This window comes from Mycobacterium simiae (assembly GCF_010727605.1).
Lineage (GTDB): Bacteria > Actinomycetota > Actinomycetes > Mycobacteriales > Mycobacteriaceae > Mycobacterium > Mycobacterium simiae.
The window spans coordinates 2,770,201-2,787,233 of record NZ_AP022568.1 but is presented as its reverse complement, the minus strand read 5'-3'; the positions used below and the strand labels follow the sequence as shown (position 1 = coordinate 2,787,233).

Genomic DNA, 17,033 nt, shown 5'->3' with positions numbered 1-17,033 from the left:
CAACCGACAAAGCGGCGTCCCCTACCATCGAACCCCGTGCCCCACGACGGTAATGAGCGATCGCAGCGAATCGTCCGCGTGGTCGCCGTCGTCGCCGGGCTCGCGGGTCTGCTGCTGTGCCTCACCGTGCCGCTGCTGCCGGTCAAGCAGACGACCGCCACCATCGCCTGGCCGCAGGGCGACGTGGACGGGCACGTCGCCCAGGTCACCGCCCCCCTGGTGTCCGGCGCGCCGCGCGCGCTCGACATCTCCATCCCGTGCGCGGCGATCGCCACCCTGCCGGCCAACGGCGGACTGGTGATCTCGACCCTGCCGACCGGCGGTGTGGACCCCGGTAAGAACGGGTTGTTCGTCCGCGCCGACAAGGACGTCGTCGTGGTCGCATTCCGGGACACCGTGGCGGCGGTGGCCAAGCGCGCGGCCGTCGCCACGGGCGCCTGCAGCGTGCTGCACGTGTGGGCCGACACCGGGGCGGCGGGCGCCGATTTCGTCGGCATACCGGGCGCGGCCGGAACACTGTCCGCCGAGAAGAAGCCCCAGATCGGCGGCATCTTCACCGATCTGAAAGTGCCAGCCCAGCCGGGGTTATCCGCCCGGGTCGACATCGACACCCGATTCATCGCCGCGCCCACCGCCGTCAAGAAGCTGGTGCTAGCGGGTGGTGCGCTGGCGGTTCTGGTGGCCATCCTCGCTCTCGTCGTGCTAGATCGGCACAGCCGCGGCGCCACGCTGACCAGCTGGCGATCCCCGCTCCGTCGGTTGTCCCGCGACCGTACGGGCGCCCGGTGGGCGGCGCGATGGCGAACCGGTTGGGCAACGGTGCTGGCCGACGTGGGTGTGGTCGCGACGCTGCTGGTCTGGCACGTCATCGGGGCCACCTCCTCCGACGACGGCTACAACCTGACCATCGCACGGGTGGCCCCGAAGGCCGGTTACGTCGCCAATTACTACCGCTACTTCGGGACCACCGAGGCGCCGTTTGACTGGTATCTGTCGGTGCTGTCCAAGTTGGCGTCGGTGAGCACGGCCGGCGTGTGGATGCGGCTACCGGCCACGCTTGCCGGGATCGCCTGTTGGCTGATCATCAGTCATTGGGGGCTGCGCCGGTTGGGGCCGGGGCGGGGCGGCCTGGGCTCGAACACGGTGGCGGTGTTGACCGGGGGCATGGTGTTCGTCGCCGCGTGGTTGCCGTTCAACAACGGCCTGCGCCCCGAGCCACTGATCGCCCTGGGCGTGATCGTCACCTGGATGCTGGTCGAGCGGGCGATCGCGCTGCAGCGGTTGGCGCCCGCCGCCGTGGCCATCGTGGTCGCGGTGCTGACCGTGACCCTCGCCCCGCAGGGGCTGATCGCCGTCGCCGCGCTACTGACCGGAGCGCGCGCCATCGCGACGATCATCCGGCGCCGCCGCGGTCGCGACGGCCTGCTAGCGCCGCTGGCAGTACTGGCGGCGTCGCTGTCGCTGATTCTGATCGTGGTGTTCCGCAGTCAGACGCTGGCCACAGTCGCCGAATCGGCCCGCATCAAATACAAGGTCGGCCCGACGATCGCGTGGTACCAGGACTGGCTGCGCTACTACTTCCTCACCGTGGAGTCCAACCCGGACGGGTCGATGGCGCGACGCTTCGCCGTGTTGGTGCTGTTCCTCTGCCTGTTCGGCATGTTGATGGTGCTGCTGCGCCGGGGCCGGGTCCCGGGCGTGGCCAGCGGCCCGGCGTGGCGGCTGATCGGCACCACGGCAATCGGTCTGCTGGTGCTGACGTTCACGCCGACGAAGTGGGCCGTGCAATTCGGTGCGTTCGCCGGTCTGGCCGGCGCCCTCGGCGCGGTCACCGCGTTCGCTTTCGCGCGTATCGGTCTGCACAGCCGGCGCAACCTGACGCTGTACGTGACGGCGCTGTTGTTCGTGCTGGCGGTGGCCACCTCCGGCGTCAACGGTTGGTTCTACGTCGGCAACTACGGCGTGCCGTGGTACGACATCCAGCCGGTCATCGCCAGCCACCCGGTGACGTCGATGTTCTTGGCGTTGTCGATCGCGACCGGCTTGCTGGCCGCCTGGCTGCACTTCCGGATGGATTACGCGGGGCACACCGAGATCAAGGAAAGCCGGCGCAACCGGATCCTGGCGTCCACCCCGCTGCTGGTGGTGGCGACGATCATGGTGCTGGGCGAAGTCGGTTCCCTGGCCAAGGGCGCGGTGTTCCGCTACCCGCTCTACACCACCGGCAAGGCCAACCTCGCCGCGATCACTTCCGGGTTGTCGAACACCAGCTGCGCGATGGCCGACGATGTGCTGACCGAGCCAGACCCCAATCTGGGCCTGCTGCAACCGGTTCCGGGGCAGACGTTTGGACCGGACGGTCCGCTCGGCGGCGTCAATCCCGTCGGCTTCAAACCCGACGGGGTGGGCGACGACCTGAGGTCCTACCCGGTGGTGACCAAGCCGGGCGTGGTGAATTCGGACGCCTCACCGAACAAACCCAACGCCACCATGACCGACTCCGCGGGCACCGCCGGCGGGCGCGGCCCGGTGGGGGTGAACAACTCGAACGTGGCGCTGCCGTTCGGCCTCGACCCGGCGCGCACACCGGTGATGGGCAGTTACGGCGAGAATTCACTGGCGGCCACCGCCACCTCGGCGTGGTATCAACTGCCACCCCGCACCGCCGAACGCCCGCTGGTGGTGGTGTCGGCGTCCGGGGCCATCTGGTCGTACAAGGAGGACGGCACCTTCACCTACGGGCAGTCACTGAAACTGCAGTGGGGCGTCACCCGGCCCGACGGCACCACCCAGCCGCTCACCGAGGTGCAGCCCATCGACATTGGACCGGAGCCGGCGTGGCGCAATCTGCGCTTCCCGCTGACCTGGGCGCCGCCGGAGGCCAACGTGGCCCGCATCGTGGCCTACGACCCGAACCTCAGTTCGGATCAGTGGTTCGCGTTCACCCCGCCGCGGGTCCCGGTGCTGCAGACCCTGCAGCAGCTGATGGGCTCGCAAACTCCGGTGCTGATGGACATCGCGACCGCCGCGAACTTCCCGTGCCAGCGGCCGTTCTCCGAGCACCTTGGCGTAGCCGAACTTCCGGCCTACCGGATTCTGCCGGACCACAAGCAGACGGCATCGTCGTCGAACGGATGGGAGGCCGGCGAGGCGGGCGGCCCGTTCCTGTTCACCCAGACATTGTTACGCACCTCGACCATCGCGACCTACTTGCGCGGCGACTGGTATCGCGACTGGGGATCGGTCGAGCAATATCACCAGTTGGTGCCCAGTGATGAGGCGCCGAACGCCGTCGTTGAACAGGGTGTGATGACCGTGAACGGCTGGAGCCGGCAGGGACCGATTCGAGCACTGCCATGAGCGTTGTCCACCACGATGAGCAGACCACCGCCGACACCGGTACCCGCGACACCGTACGGGTGACGCGCTGGGTGGCGACCGTCGCCGGGCTGATCGGATTTTTGTTGTCCGTCGCGACACCGCTATTGCCGGTCGTGCAGACGACGGCGCAGCTCAACTGGCCGCAGAACGGCCAGCTCAATAGCGTGACGGCACCGCTGATCTCGCTGTCTCCCGTGGATGTGACGGTCACCGTGCCGTGCGCGGTGGTGCGCGACTTACCGCCCGACGGTGGTGTCGTACTGAGCACCGCGCCCAAGAAGGGCAAGGACGCCGCGCTCAACGCGCTGTTCGTCGTTGTGAACAGCAAACGCGTCGACGTCACCGACCGCAACGTGGTGATCGCCAGCGCCGCGCGCGAGCAGGCCGCATCCCCGCAATGTCAGCGCATCGAGATAACCTCCACGCGCGCTGGCACTTTCGCGACCTTCGTCGGGCTCACCGATCGGGCGGCCAAGCCACTATCCGGCGGTTTCGCCGATCCCAACCTGCGCCCCCAAATCGTCGGGGTGTTCACCGACCTCAGCGGTCCCGCGCCGCCGGGGCTGAACTTCTCGGCGACCATCGACACCCGCTTCTCCACCACGCCAACGACTTTGAAGCTGCTGGCGATGGTGGGCGCCATCCTGGCCACCATCGTCTCGCTGATCGCGCTGTGGCGGCTCGACCAGTTGGACGGCCGGCGCATGCATCGGCTGATCCCGACGCGGTGGAAAAAGTTCACCCTCACCGACGCCACGGTCATCTTCGGGTTCGTGCTGTGGCATGTGATCGGAGCGAACTCCTCCGACGACGGCTACATCCTCGGCATGGCCCGGGTCGCCGACCACGCGGGCTACATGTCCAACTACTTCCGCTGGTTCGGCAGCCCGGAGGACCCGTTCGGGTGGTACTACAACCTGCTGGCCCTGATGACCCACGTCAGCGACGACAGCCTGTGGATGCGGCTGCCCGACCTGGTCGCCGGGCTGGTGTGCTGGCTGCTGCTGTCGCGTGAGGTGCTGCCCCGGCTGGGGCCCGCGGTGACCTCGAGCAAGGCCGCGAACTGGGCGGCGGCCCTGGTGCTGCTGACCGCCTGGATGCCGTTCGACAACGGCCTGCGCCCCGAGCCCATCATCGCGCTCGGCTCGCTAATCACCTACGTACTGATCGAGCGTTCGATGTGCGCATCCCGGCTGACGCCGGCGGCGCTGGCCGTCATCACCGCGGCGTTCACCCTGGGCGTGCAGCCGACCGGGCTGATCGCCGTGGCCGCACTGGTTGCCGGTGGCCGCCCCATCCTGCGCATCCTGGTCAAACGGCATCGACTGGTGGGGACCTGGCCGCTGGTGGCGCCGATGCTGGCCGCCGGGTTCGTCATCCTCACCGTGGTGTTCGCCGACCAGACACTGTCAACGGTGTTGGAAGCCACCAGGATTCGCACCGCGATCGGGCCCAGCCAGGCCTGGTACACCGAGAACCTGCGCTACTACTACCTGATCCTGCCCACCGTCGACGGGTCGCTGTCCCGCCGATTCGGGTTCCTGCTGTCCGCGCTGTGCTTGTTCACGGCGGTGTTCATCATGTTGCGCCGCAAGCGAGTTCCCGGCGTAGCCCGCGGCCCGGCGTGGCGGCTGATGGGTGTCATCTTCGGCACCATGTTCTTCCTAATGTTCACCCCCACCAAGTGGGTGCACCATTTCGGCCTGTTCGCCGCGGTGGGCGCCGCGATGGCCGCGCTGACGACGGTGCTGGTGTCGCCGAAAGTGCTGCGTTGGTCGCGTAACCGGATGGCGTTCCTGTCGGCAGTGATGTTCGTGTTGGCGCTGTGTTTTGCCACCACCAACGGCTGGTGGTATGTCTCCAGCTATGGCGTGCCGTTCAACAACAGCATGCCGAGAATCAGCGGAATATCGATTAGCACAATCTTTTTCGCGCTGTTCGCGATCACGGCGGTGTATGCCGCCTGGTTGCATTTCGCGGACCCCAGCCACGGCGAAGGCCGGTTGGCGCGGGCGCTGACGGCGGCACCCGTCCCGTTGGCCGCCGGGTTCATGGCGCTGGTATTCGTGGGGTCGATGGCGGCCGGCATCGTGCGCCAGTACCCCACCTATTCCAATGCCTGGGACAACCTGCGGGAGTTCAGCGGCGGCTGCGGTCTGGCCGACGACGTGCTCGTCGAACCGGACAGCAACGCCGGGTTCATGGCGCCGGTGAAAACCGGCGAGCCGGAGAATTACGGCCCGTTGGGGCCGCTGGGTGGGGTGAACCCGACCGGGTTCACCCCCAACGGGGTGCCGGACCGCACCCTGGCCGAGTCGGTCAAGGAAACCGCGGTGCCGCAGCCCGGGACCGACTACGACTGGGATGCGCCTCTCAAGCTGACGAAGCCGGGCATCAACGGCTCGACGGTGCCGCTGCCCTACGGGCTCGACCCCGATCAGGTTCCGGTCGCGGGCAGCTACACCACCGGCGCCCAACAGCAGAGCAGGCTGACCTCGGCGTGGTACCAGCTGCCCAAGCCCGACGATGGACACCCGCTCATCGTGGTGACCGCCGCGGGCACGATCTCCGGCAACAGCATCCTGCACCATCACACCAACGGGCAGACCGTGGAACTGGAATTGGGCAGACCCGGTCCCGACGGCTCGGTGCTGCCGGCCGGCCGGCTGGTGCCCTATGACCTGTACGGCGAACAGCCGAAGGTCTGGCGGAACCTGCGCTTCGCCCGCTCCCAGATGCCCGCCGACACGGTCGCGGTGCGGGTGGTCGCCGACGATCTATCCCTGACGCCGGACGACTGGATCGCCGTCACGCCGCCGCGGGTCCCGGAGTTGCGCTCGTTGCAGGAGTACGTGGGCTCGTCGCAACCCGTGTTGATGGACTGGGCGGTCGGATTGGCGTTCCCGTGCCAGCACCCGATGCTGCATTCCTACGGCGTCACCGAAATTCCGAAGTTTCGCATCACCCCGGACTACAACGCGAAGAAACAGGACACCGACACCTGGCAGGACGGCGTCAACGGTGGTTTGCTGGGGATTACCGATTTATTATTGCGGGCGCACGTCATGTCGACATATCTGTCCCAGGACTGGGGCCGTGACTGGGGTTCGCTGCGGAAGTTCGACACCATTGCTGATGCTCAACCGGCACAGATCGACCTCGGGAAGGCCACCCGCACCGGATGGTGGTCGCCCGGCCAAATCCGCATCAAGCCGTAGAAACTCTCCGGAAAACGGAGTCGGGGTGTTCGCGACGCGTAATTAGGCGCCGGTAAAACAATGGTTGCTTATTGACGTTCGAGTAAGTCTTGTTATTCGGTTTGATTCCCGCGCTAAAAGGTCATATCTACTCCACTGTGATTGGGGTAACACAGCGGGGAGGACCGGTCGGCCGATGAGAACTTGGACATGCGCGGGTGCGCTCGGGGTGATTTTCACCGCGGTGCTGTCCCCGATGGCGACCGCGGGCATCGCCACCGCCGGGGCGGAAAACGGAACGATCGTCGTTCTAGACGCCAAGCTGCGTCGCTGTGATTTCAGCCTGATCAGCACCGTGCCCATGGTGCCGCAGAACGCGCTGGGCACCGGCTCGGTCGTCATCCGCAAAGTCGGCGGGCAGGCAGTGGCCGAGGTGCGTCTGTCGGACGCCCCGCAGCCGGGAACGCATTTCGACGTCGGCCTGATACAGACGCCCCGGCCGGCCGCGGCCACCTGTGGTCCTGGCGCGCCGGGCACCGCCTTCGCCGGGCTGGACACCGACGGCGCCGGCAACGGAACGGTAACCGTGTCGGACACCCTGCAACCGGGCACGACCGGCGTCTGGGTGATCGTCCAGCGCCCGAACCCCAACTCCCAGAATCCGGCCGAGTACTACACGTCGGAGTTCGTCGCGCCGGTGTAAGCCGCGCCGCACCTTCACCCAACGCCCCGGCTGTAATACCGTCGCGGGATGAGCGACGACCCTCGCTACGACCTTGAGGCAGTGGACCGGCTGCCCTTCTCGACGCCGGAGAAATCGCGGCGCTACCAGACGGACCACTACCGCGGCGCCATCGGGCTCAACTGGTATCGCACCGACCCCACCCTGCAGTTCGCCATGGCGTACTACCTGAAATCCGACGAATTGTCAGTACTGGAACCACATTTGGACAGCATCGGCGAGTTGATGGGCGGGCCGGTGGCACGCTGGGCCGAGCAGACCGACCGCAACCCACCGCGGCTCGAGCGCTATGACCGGTGGGGACACGATGTCAGCCAGGTCGTCATGCCGGAGTCGTTTACCCGGGCCAAGCGCGCGGTCCTGGACGCTCAACAGGCGCTGCGCGCCGACGCACGGGCGGCCAAAGTGAGCTCCGGGTTGGCGTTGTTCGCGTCCAACTATCTGCTCAATCAGGCCGACATCGGGATGGGCTGCGCGCTGGGCACCGGCGGCGGCATGGTCCAGTCGCTGGTGTCCGCGTATGCACCCGCTGATGTGGCCGAGTACGTGCTGGGCAAGTTCGCCTCCGGGGAGTGGGCCGGCGAGACCGCCCAGCTGCTCACCGAGCGCACCGGTGGCTCCGATCTCGGCGCGCTGGAGACGACGGCTCGTCGCAGCGGCGACGCCTGGTTGTTGAACGGGTTTAAATGGTTTGCCTCGAACTGCGCGGGGCAGGCGTTCGTCGTGCTGGCCAAACCCGAAGGGGCTCCGGATAATTCGCGAGGCGTCGCCAACTTCCTGGTGCTACGCACCCGCCGCGACGGCTCCCGCAATGGTGTGCGGGTGCGGCGATTGAAGGACAAACTCGGCACCCGCTCGGTCGCCTCCGGCGAGGTGGAGTTCGTCGACGCCGAGGCGTTCCTGTTGTCGGAGAAGCCAAGCGACCCAGCAAGTCCGGCGGGCCCGTCCGACGGCAAGGGTCTGGGCCGAATGATGGAGCTGACCAACGCCGCCCGCCTGGGCATCGCGTTGTTCGGCTTGGCCAACGCGCGCCGGGCCCTGATCGAGTCGCTGTGTTATGCGCGCCAACGGGAAGCGTTCGGCAGTGCCCTGATCGACAAACCCCTGATGCGACGCAAGCTGGCCGAGCTGATCGTCGACGTCGAAGCCGCCCAGGCGATGGTGTTCGACGGCACCGGCGCCGCCAACCATCGCCAACCCAGAAGCATCCGGCAGCGCATCGCCGTGCCCGTCACCAAGCTCAGGGTGTGCCGGCTGGGTATCACCGCCGCCTCGGACGCCGTCGAAATCCACGGCGGCAATGGCTACATCGAAACATGGCCGGTAGCAAGGATTTTGCGTGACGCGCAGGTCAACACAATTTGGGAGGGGCCGGACAACATCCTGTGCCTGGACGTGCGCCGCGGTATCGAGCAGAGCCAAGCGCACGAGCCGCTGCTGGCGCGAATGCGCGACGCCGTGTCGGTGGCCGACGACGACAAGACCACGGCCCTGGTCGCCCGCCGCATCGAGGACCTCGACGCCGCGATCGCGGCCTGGACGAAACTCGATGGCGCGGTGGCGGAGGCGCGGCTGTTTCCGCTGGCGCAATTCATGGGAGACGTGTACGCGGCGGCGCTGCTGATCGAGCAGGCCGCCTGGGAGCGGGAAACCCGGGCCGGTGAGCGCAAAGCATTGGTGGCCGCTCTGTACGCGCGCCGCTACCTCGCCGACCACGGACCGCTGCGCGGCATCGACGTCGACACCGACGCGGCGTTGGAGCGCTTCGACGAGCTGGCCGACGGTGCGCTGCGGCTACAACAGCAATAGTCAGCAACGCCCTCGGCCGCTGCGACGCGGCGCGACAGTGTTCGTTTTAGAGTGATGCCATGGCTGAGGAGCTGACGCCACATTTCGAAGATGTGCAGGCGCACTACGACCTCTCGGACGACTTCTTCCGCTTATTCCTTGACCGCACCCAGATGTATACGTGCGCATACTGGCTCGGCGGTGAGGACATGACACTGGAACAGGCGCAGATCGCCAAGATCGACCTCTCGCTCGGCAAGCTCGACTTGCGGCCCGGCATGACGCTGCTGGACCTCGGCTGCGGGTGGGGCGCCGCCATGAAGCGGGCAATCGAGCGCTACGACGTCAACGTCATCGGCTTGACGCTGTCGAAGAACCAAGCCACGCATGCCCAACAGATGCTCGACGAACTGGACAGCCCGCGCTCCAAGCGGGTGCTGCTGGAGGGCTGGGAGCGGTTTCACGAGCCGGTGGACCGCATCGTGGCGATCGGGCCGCTCGAGCATGTCGGCTACGACCGCTACACCGCGTTCTTCGAGAGGGCATACGAGCTGTTGCCCGCCGGTGGCACATTCTTACTGCACACGATCACGGTCCTGTCCGAAAAAGAGATCATCGCTTCGGGCTTGCCGCTGACACCGGCGATCGTCGAGTTCAGCGACTTCATGAAGACCGAGATCTTCCCCGGCGGCTACCTGCCAACCATCGATATGGTCAAGGAGTTCTCGGCCAAGGCCGGCTTCAAGCTGAAGCGCCGCCAATCGCTGCAGCGACACTACGCAAAGACGTTGGACGTCTGGGCCGAGGGCCTCGCGGCGCACAAGGACGAGGCCATCGCGATTCAATCCGAAGAGGTTTACCAGCGGTACATGAAGTACCTCACCGGTTGTGCGAATCTGTTCCGTAAGGGCTACACCGACCTCAACCAGTTCACCCTGCGCAAGTAGCTCAGCCGCAACCGCGTTGCGTGAAACGCCCGTCAGAGCGGCAGCAGGCTGTGCTTGCGGCCGACGCGGAACCAAATCTGCTTGTCGCGCAACAGATGTAGCGACTGGCGGATCAGCAGCCGGGTCTGGTGCGGATCGATGACCGCATCGATGAAACCACGTTCGGCGGCCGTCCACGGGATCGCCATGTTGAGGTTGTAGCCCTCGATGAAGTCCTTCTTGATCTGCTGCGCCTCGGGCGTCGTCGGGTCGGGAAACCGCTTCATCAGGAGCTGGGCCGCCCCCTCGGCCCCGATCACCGCGATGCGGGCGGTCGGCCAGGCGAAGTTGAAGTCGGCGGTCAACTGGCGGGACCCCATCACGGCGTAGGCACCGCCGTAGGACTTGCGAACGGTGATCGTCACTTTCGGCACGTCGGCCTCCACGACGGCGGACAGGAACCGGCCGCCGCGCTTGATGATGCCGTTCTTTTCCTGCTCGGCACCCGGCAGGAAGCCGGGCGTGTCGACGACGAAGATCAGCGGGAGCTCGAAGATGTCGCAGAACCGAATGAATCGGGTGGCCTTGTCGGACGCCTCGTTATCGATCGATCCGGCAAGGTGCATCGGCTGATTGGCGATTACGCCGACCGGATGACCGTCCACCCGGGCAAACCCGGTGATGATCGCCGGCCCCTGCTGTGCGGCGACCTCGAGGAAGTCGCCGTCGTCGAAGATCCGCAGCAGGATCTCGTGCATGTCGTAGGCGGCGTTGTCGTTGTCCGGGATGATCGTGTCGAGTTCCAGGTCGGTCGGGGTGATCTCGGGCTCCAGCCCGGGATTGACGATCGGCGGTTTGTCGAACACGTTGGACGGCAGGAACGACAGAAAGTCGCGGACGTATTGGAACGCCTCGGCCTCGGTGTCGACGACGTGGTGAATGTTGCCGTAGCGAGCCTGGATGTCGGCGCCACCCAGCTCGTCGAGCGTGATCTCTTCGCCGGTGACCTCCTTGATCACGTCGGGCCCGGTGACGAAGAAATAGCCCTGGTCGCGCACCGCGACCAACAGGTCGTCCTGGATCGGCGAATAGACCGCTCCCCCAGCACATTTCCCGAAGATCAAGGAAATCTGCGGTACCACCCCGGACAACGCTTCGTGGCGGCGGCCCAGCTCGGCGTACCAGGCCAGCGAAGTGACCGCGTCCTGGATGCGGGCGCCGCCGGAATCCTGGATGCCGATGATCGGGCAGCCGACCATCGCGCACCACTCCATCAGGCGGGCCACCTTACGCCCGAACATCTCCCCGACGGTGCCCTGGAACACGGTTTGGTCGTGGGAGAACACCCCGACCGGCCGGCCGTCGATCATGGCGTGGCCGGTGACGCACCCGTCGCCGTAGAGCGCGTTGGGGTCGTTCGGCGTCTTGGCCAGCGCCCCGACCTCCAAGAAGGTGCCCGGGTCGACCAGCGCGTGGATCCGGGCGCGAGCACTCGGGATGCCCTTGGCGTCGCGCTTGGCGGCGGCCTTCTCGCCGCCGGGCTCCTTGGCCAGCTCGAGTCGAGCGTTGAGCTCGGCCAGCTTTTCGGCCGTGCTGTGGACGACAGGAGCCGGTCCAGGCGCTACATCCGTCACTACTTGCCTACCTCACTTGTCCGGCGGTGCACGATCTCGTTCAGCGCCTGGGTCATGTGCGCGCCGACCTTGGCGATGATCGGCTCGTCGATGGCCTGAATGTGTTCACCACCGATCGGCACGACCTCGAGGTCGGACACGTACTCGCCCCAACCGCCGTCCGGTTTGCGCACGGCGTAGCGCGGCTCGAACATGATCGCGTCGTCATGGTAGCGATCGGCCATGTAGAGGGTGACGTGCCCGTCGTACGGCTGGATCTCCGCGGTGTCGATCGCGCGATTGTCCAGGTATGACGTGCGCTGGTGCTCGATGATGCCGGCCGGGATCTGCACCCCGCTTTGTTTGACCGCCTCCAGCACGAACCGGATCTGGCCCTCGTCGTCGAGCTCCTCGAGCTGCTCGTAGGGGATCTCCGGGATGGTGACTTGGAAGGTCTTCTCGGCGAACCGGGCGTAGCGGTCCCAGCGCTTGCGGATCTCCTCCTTGGTCTGCGGGACCTCCTCACCGGCGCGCACGGCGTCGATCAGGCCTACCCATGCGACGTCCTTGCCCAGCCGCTTCAGGCCGATCGCGCACGCGTAGGCCAACACCCCGCCCAGCGACCAGCCGGCCAGGATGTAGGGCCCGTCGCCCTGCATCTCGATCAGCTTCGGGACGTATTGGGCCGCACGCTCTTCGATGGTGCCCTCGACCCGCTCAAAGCCGTACATCGGCGTGTCCGCCGGCAGCCGGTTGAGCAGCGGCTCGTACACCACCGTCGAGCCGCCGGCGGGATGGAACACGAACACCGGCACCTTGGTGGGATCGTCCTCGGGGCGCGCCCGCAGCGTGCGGACAAAGCCGTCGATCGTCCCCGCCTCCAGGTACTGGCGCACCTTGTCGGCCAGCGCCTGGATGTTCTCCGAGGTGAGCACATCCTCGGCGGTGATCGGTCCCTCCGCGCGCTCGGAAAGCCGTTGCGCCATCTTGGCGGCGGTGTCCTCGTCCAGCTTGGGCAGCAGGTTGAAGATTCCGCCAGGGGACTTACCCGTCACGATCGCCCAAGTGGCGAACGTGACCCGTTCGGCGGCGTCGCGCGGGGGCACGTCGGAGTTCAGCGCCTGCGCGACAGTCTCCTGGCTGAGAGCCTCTGCCGCCCCGGTCAGGTTCGGCTTGGCACCATTGGCTGAATTGTTGCCCGAGCCATTGCCTGACGGGCCCGCCGGGCCGGACGGATCCGTCGGCGGCGGCGGAATCGGCGCATCCGAGGCCGGCGCCGGCGCGGCCGGCTGCGTCTGTGGCTCGGCCTGCGGGTCCGGTGCGGGCACCACCGACGACGGCGTTGCGCCACTGAGCATTTCGGCCTGCGCCCGGGCGATCTCCTCGGCCGTCTGCGTCTTCTGGTACTCGTGCAGCTGCTCCACTTCGTCGCGATGCTCGATCGCGTACTCGATCAGTTTCTCGACGTTGTAGAGGTTGGCATCGCGTACCGCCGCCAACTGGATCGGAGGCAGGTCGAAGTCGTACTCGACCCGATTCTTGATCCGCACCGCCATCAGCGAGTCCAGACCCAGCTCGATCAGCGGCACCTCCCAGGGCAGGTCCTCGGGCTCGTAGCCCATGGCCGCCGACACGATCGCGCCGAGCCGCTCGGCAATGGTCTCCCCAGACTCCGGCGACCATTTGGTGAACCCGCTCGGCATGTACCGGTTGGTCAGACTGTCCGACAGGGTTTCGGCGTCGCCGGGCTCAGCATCCGCCGGCGCCGCGGCCGGCGTTTCCGCCAATCCTGCTGCGGGCGTAGGCGCGAGGGCCGCGCCCGCACCGACCGCGGTGGGCAGTGCGCCGACGGTTTGGCCCCCCCGGGCCACCAGCGCGTCGTAGACCAGCGTGAACGACTCGTCGATGCGGGCGTGCACCTGAATCGCGGCGCCACCGGGGTGCCGGGTCAGTGTCGTCACCAACCGGGCGCCGTCGCCGGGCACCGCACGCTGCTCGGCCGCCGTCAACTGTGCATCCGGAAGGACGTGCTCCGCGGCGGCCCGCACCAGCGCCGCCAGGTCGACCGCCGCCTCGCGCGGCGCGAACTCCCAGACGTGCCGGCCGTCCGGCAGCGCGACGTGGGCGCCCGGCATGACGACCGAGCCGTCACCGGTGAAGTGGGCGTCGAGCCAGTGCTCTTTGCGCTTGAAGCGGGTCGGCGGGATGTTCGCAAAGTCTTCTGGGCCTGCCGGCCCAGATGCGCGGGTGAACAACGTGCGGATGTCCAGATCGTGACCGTAGACGTAGAGCTGCGCCATCGCCGAGACCATCGACTCGACCTCGTCTTGCTTGCGGGCCAGCGTCGGGATCAGTTGCGCGTCATGCAGTCCCGCCGCCGCGGTGGTCAGCCCCACCTGCATCAGCGCCACCGGGTTCGGCGCCAGTTCCACGAAGGTGGTGTGCCCGCTGTCCACGGCGTTGCGAATCCCGTGGGTGAAGTACACGCTGTGGCGCAAGCCCTTCTTCCAGTACTCCACGTCGTGGATCGGGTCGCTGCCCGGCTTGATGTAGGTGCCCTCGTGCACCGTCGAGAAGATGCCGGCGGTGGGGCTCATCGGCTTGATGCCCTGCAGCTCCGCGCTCAGCTCACCCAGCAGCGGGTCCATCTGCGAGGTGTGGCTGGCACCCTTCGTCTGGAACTTGCGGGCGAACTTGCCCTCCGACTCGGCGCGCGCGATGATCGCGTCCACCTGCTCGGGCGGGCCGCCGATGACGGTCTGGGTGGGTGCGGCGTAGACGCACACCTCGAGATCGGGGAAGTCGGAGAACACCGTCTTGATCTCGTCGGCGGAGTACTCCACCAGCGCCATCAGCCGGATGTACTCACCGAACAGCATCGCCTCACCCTCACCCATCAGGTGCGAGCGCGAGCAGATCGCCCGGGTGGCGTCGCGCAGCGACAAACCGCCGGCGAAATAGGCCGACGCGGCCTCACCCAACGACTGACCCACCACCGCAGCGGGTTTGGCGCCGTGATGCTTGAGCAGCTCACCCAGCGCGATCTGGATCGCGAAGATGGTGACCTGCGTGGTCTCGATGCCGTAGTCCTGGGAGTCGTCCAGGATCAACTCGAGCACCGAATAGCCCAGCTCGTCCTGCACCAGGGCATCGACCTTCTCGATCCACTCGGCGAAAACCGCGTTGCGCAGATACAGGTTCTTGCCCATCTTGCGGTGCTGGGCACCGAATCCGGCGAGCACCCACACCGGGCCGTTGGCCACTGGCCCGTCGACGCTGAACACGTTGGGCCGCTGTTTGCCCTCGGCCACCGCGCGCAGACCCTTGATGGCCTCCTCGTGGTCGTGGGCCAACACCACCGAGCGCGACCGGCCGTGGTTGCGCCGCGACAGCGACCGCCCGATCGACTCCAGCGACGACGCCTGGCCCTCCGGGCTCTCCATCCAGTCCGCCAGCTCGGCGGCGGCGGCCTTCTTACGCGAGGTCAAGAACGCCGATACGGCGAGCGGAATGAGCGGCTTGGTCGGCTCGGCTTCCTCTTGGGCCGCAAGCTCTTCCAATGCGGCCGCCTTGAGGCTCAGCGCCTCCTCGGTGAGACCGGGCAGCTCCGGCTCGACCTCGTCGATCGCGAAATCGTCGGTGATGATGTTGCCGAAGTCATCGAACCGCAGCGAATGACTCTCGAACGTGGGCGCTTCGGTCTGCTCGGGTTGCGCGGCCGCCCCGGCGTCGGGCGCCGGCTTCGGCGCGCGCTCGACGACGTCACTGGGCAACACCTCGCGCACCACCAGGTGCGCGTTGGCGCCACCGAAGCCGAAGCTGGACACGCCGGCCAGCGCGTAGCCACCGTAGCGAGGCCAATCGGTCGCGGTCTCAACGACTTTCAGGTGCATGCCGTCGAAGTCGATGTAGGGGCTGGGTCCGGAGAAGTTGAGCGACGGGGGCAGCTTGTCGTGTTGCAGGGACAGCACCACCTTGGCCAGGCTGGCCGCGCCGGCGGCCGACTCCAGATGGCCCACATTGGTTTTCACCGCACCCAGCAGCACCGGCCGGTCGGCGGGACGGCCGCGACCGACGACGCGGCCCAGCGCCTCGGCCTCGATCGGGTCGCCGAGCACGGTTCCGGTGCCGTGCGCCTCGACGTAGTCGACGTTGCGCGGATCGATGCCGGCGTCCTTGTAGGCGCGGCGCAGCACCTCGGCCTGAGCGTCTTGGTTGGGGGCGATCAGGCCGTTGGAGCGGCCGTCGTGGTTGACCGCGCTGCCCGCGATGACGGCCAGGATCTGGTCGCCGTCCCGGCGGGCGTCGGCGACCCGTTTGAGCACGAACATGCCGCCGCCCTCGGAGCGGGTGTAGCCGTCGGCATCCTTCGAGAACGACTTGATCCGGCCGTCGGGCGCCAGCACGGCGCCGATCTCGTCGAATCCGAGCGTCGCCAGCGGGGTGAGGAGCGCGTTGACGCCGCCGGCGAGGGCCACGTCGCATTCGCCGTTGCGCAGCGCCTGCACCGCCTGGTGCGTCGCCACCAGGGAGCTGGAGCACGCGGTGTCCAGCGCCACCGAGGGGCCGCGGAAGTCGTAAAAGTAGGACACCCGGTTGGCGATGATCGAGTTCGCGGTGCCGGTGATGGCGTACGGGTGCGCGACGGTCGGGTCGGCCACCGCCAGGAATTGATAGTCGTGGTTGGAGAATCCGACGTACACACCGACGGCCTCACCGCGCAGGCTCGACGCGGGGATGCGGGCGTGTTCGAGCGCCTCCCAGGTCAGCTCGAGGGCCATCCGCTGCTGCGGGTCGATGTTGTCGGCTTCGGTCTTAGCGATCGCGAAGAACTCCGAGTCGAAGCCCTTGACGTCTTTCAGGTAGCCACCGCGGGTGCGGGCCTTGGCAACCAGCTGGGCGATCCGCGGCTCTTCGAGGAATTCCGACCAGCGGCCTTCGGGCAGGTCGGTGATGGCGTCGCGGCCCTCCATCAGCGCTTGCCAGGTTTCGCCCGGGCTGTTCATGTCCCCGGGCAGCCGGGTGGCCAACCCGACGATCGCGATGTCGACGCGCTCGGCCGGGCCGGTGCGGGTCCAGTCGATGCCGTCGAGGCCGCCGGAATCCCAGTCGGGGCGTTCGGGTTCGCCCTCGATAATGCGGGTCGCCAGCGACTCGATGGTCGGGTGCTGGAACGCCACGGCAACCGACAGCGTGACGCCGGTCAGGTCCTCGATGTCGGCGGCCATGGCCACCGCGTCGCGCGACGACAAGCCCAGCTCGACCATGGGAACGGACTCGTCGATCGTGTCGGGGGACTGGCCGACGGCCCGGCCCACCCAGTTGCGCAACCATGCCCGCATCTCGGCGACGGTGGTGATGCTTGGCTTCTCGGCAGGCACCTCGC

At 67.3% G+C, this 17,033-nt stretch carries 7 protein-coding genes; 5 read left to right on the top strand and 2 right to left on the bottom strand.

Annotated features, from left to right (window positions below):
- Positions 1-36 precede the first annotated feature (36 nt).
- From G6N33_RS12905 to G6N33_RS12885, 5 genes are all read left to right on the top strand, one after another.
- The gene (locus G6N33_RS12905) at positions 37-3,360 is read left to right on the top strand and encodes an arabinosyltransferase domain-containing protein (protein ID WP_101528141.1); all 3,324 of its coding nucleotides are present in this window, start codon (positions 37-39) and stop codon (positions 3,358-3,360) included.
- Entirely contained in the window at positions 3,357-6,599 is a 3,243-nt protein-coding gene (locus G6N33_RS12900; protein WP_044509005.1) for an arabinosyltransferase domain-containing protein, read from the top strand. Before G6N33_RS12905 ends, G6N33_RS12900 begins: the two co-directional genes overlap by 4 nt.
- 235 nt (positions 6,600-6,834) lie before the next feature.
- Complete coding sequence (locus G6N33_RS12895) at positions 6,835-7,281, top strand: hypothetical protein (protein ID WP_408632794.1); 447 nt, start codon at positions 6,835-6,837, stop codon at positions 7,279-7,281.
- Between the two features lie 48 nt (positions 7,282-7,329).
- Positions 7,330-9,129 (top strand): acyl-CoA dehydrogenase family protein, encoded by a 1,800-nt coding sequence (locus tag G6N33_RS12890; protein WP_044509007.1) that lies wholly within the window; start codon positions 7,330-7,332, stop codon positions 9,127-9,129.
- Positions 9,130-9,188: 59 nt separating this feature from the next.
- Positions 9,189-10,055, top strand: a complete 867-nt coding sequence (locus tag G6N33_RS12885; RefSeq protein ID WP_101528142.1) for a cyclopropane mycolic acid synthase family methyltransferase — start codon at positions 9,189-9,191, stop codon at positions 10,053-10,055.
- 32 nt (positions 10,056-10,087) lie between these two features.
- Here the strand turns inward: G6N33_RS12885 and G6N33_RS12880 are convergent, their stop codons facing one another.
- Both G6N33_RS12880 and pks13 read right to left on the bottom strand, forming a co-directional pair.
- Positions 10,088-11,668 carry an acyl-CoA carboxylase subunit beta gene (locus tag G6N33_RS12880; protein WP_044509009.1) on the bottom strand — a complete coding sequence of 527 codons (1,581 nt, stop codon included), beginning with the start codon at positions 11,666-11,668 and terminating at the stop codon, positions 10,088-10,090.
- Complete coding sequence (gene pks13, locus G6N33_RS12875) at positions 11,668-16,989, bottom strand: polyketide synthase Pks13 (RefSeq protein WP_408632793.1); 5,322 nt, start codon at positions 16,987-16,989, stop codon at positions 11,668-11,670. The genes G6N33_RS12880 and pks13 overlap by 1 nt, the downstream gene beginning before the upstream one ends.
- Positions 16,990-17,033: the final 44 nt, after the last annotated feature.

Excerpts from the sequence above, each read along its gene's own strand:
- G6N33_RS12900 (WP_044509005.1), top strand. The coding sequence starts at position 3,357 with ATGAGCGTTGTCCACCACGATGAGCAGACCACCGCCGACACCGGTACC.
- G6N33_RS12895 (WP_408632794.1), top strand. The coding sequence starts at position 6,835 with ATGGCGACCGCGGGCATCGCCACCGCCGGGGCGGAAAACGGAACGATC.
- G6N33_RS12890 (WP_044509007.1), top strand. The coding sequence starts at position 7,330 with ATGAGCGACGACCCTCGCTACGACCTTGAGGCAGTGGACCGGCTGCCC.
- G6N33_RS12885 (WP_101528142.1), top strand. The coding sequence starts at position 9,189 with ATGGCTGAGGAGCTGACGCCACATTTCGAAGATGTGCAGGCGCACTAC.
- pks13 (WP_408632793.1), bottom strand. The coding sequence starts at position 16,989 with ATGCGGGCATGGTTGCGCAACTGGGTGGGCCGGGCCGTCGGCCAGTCC.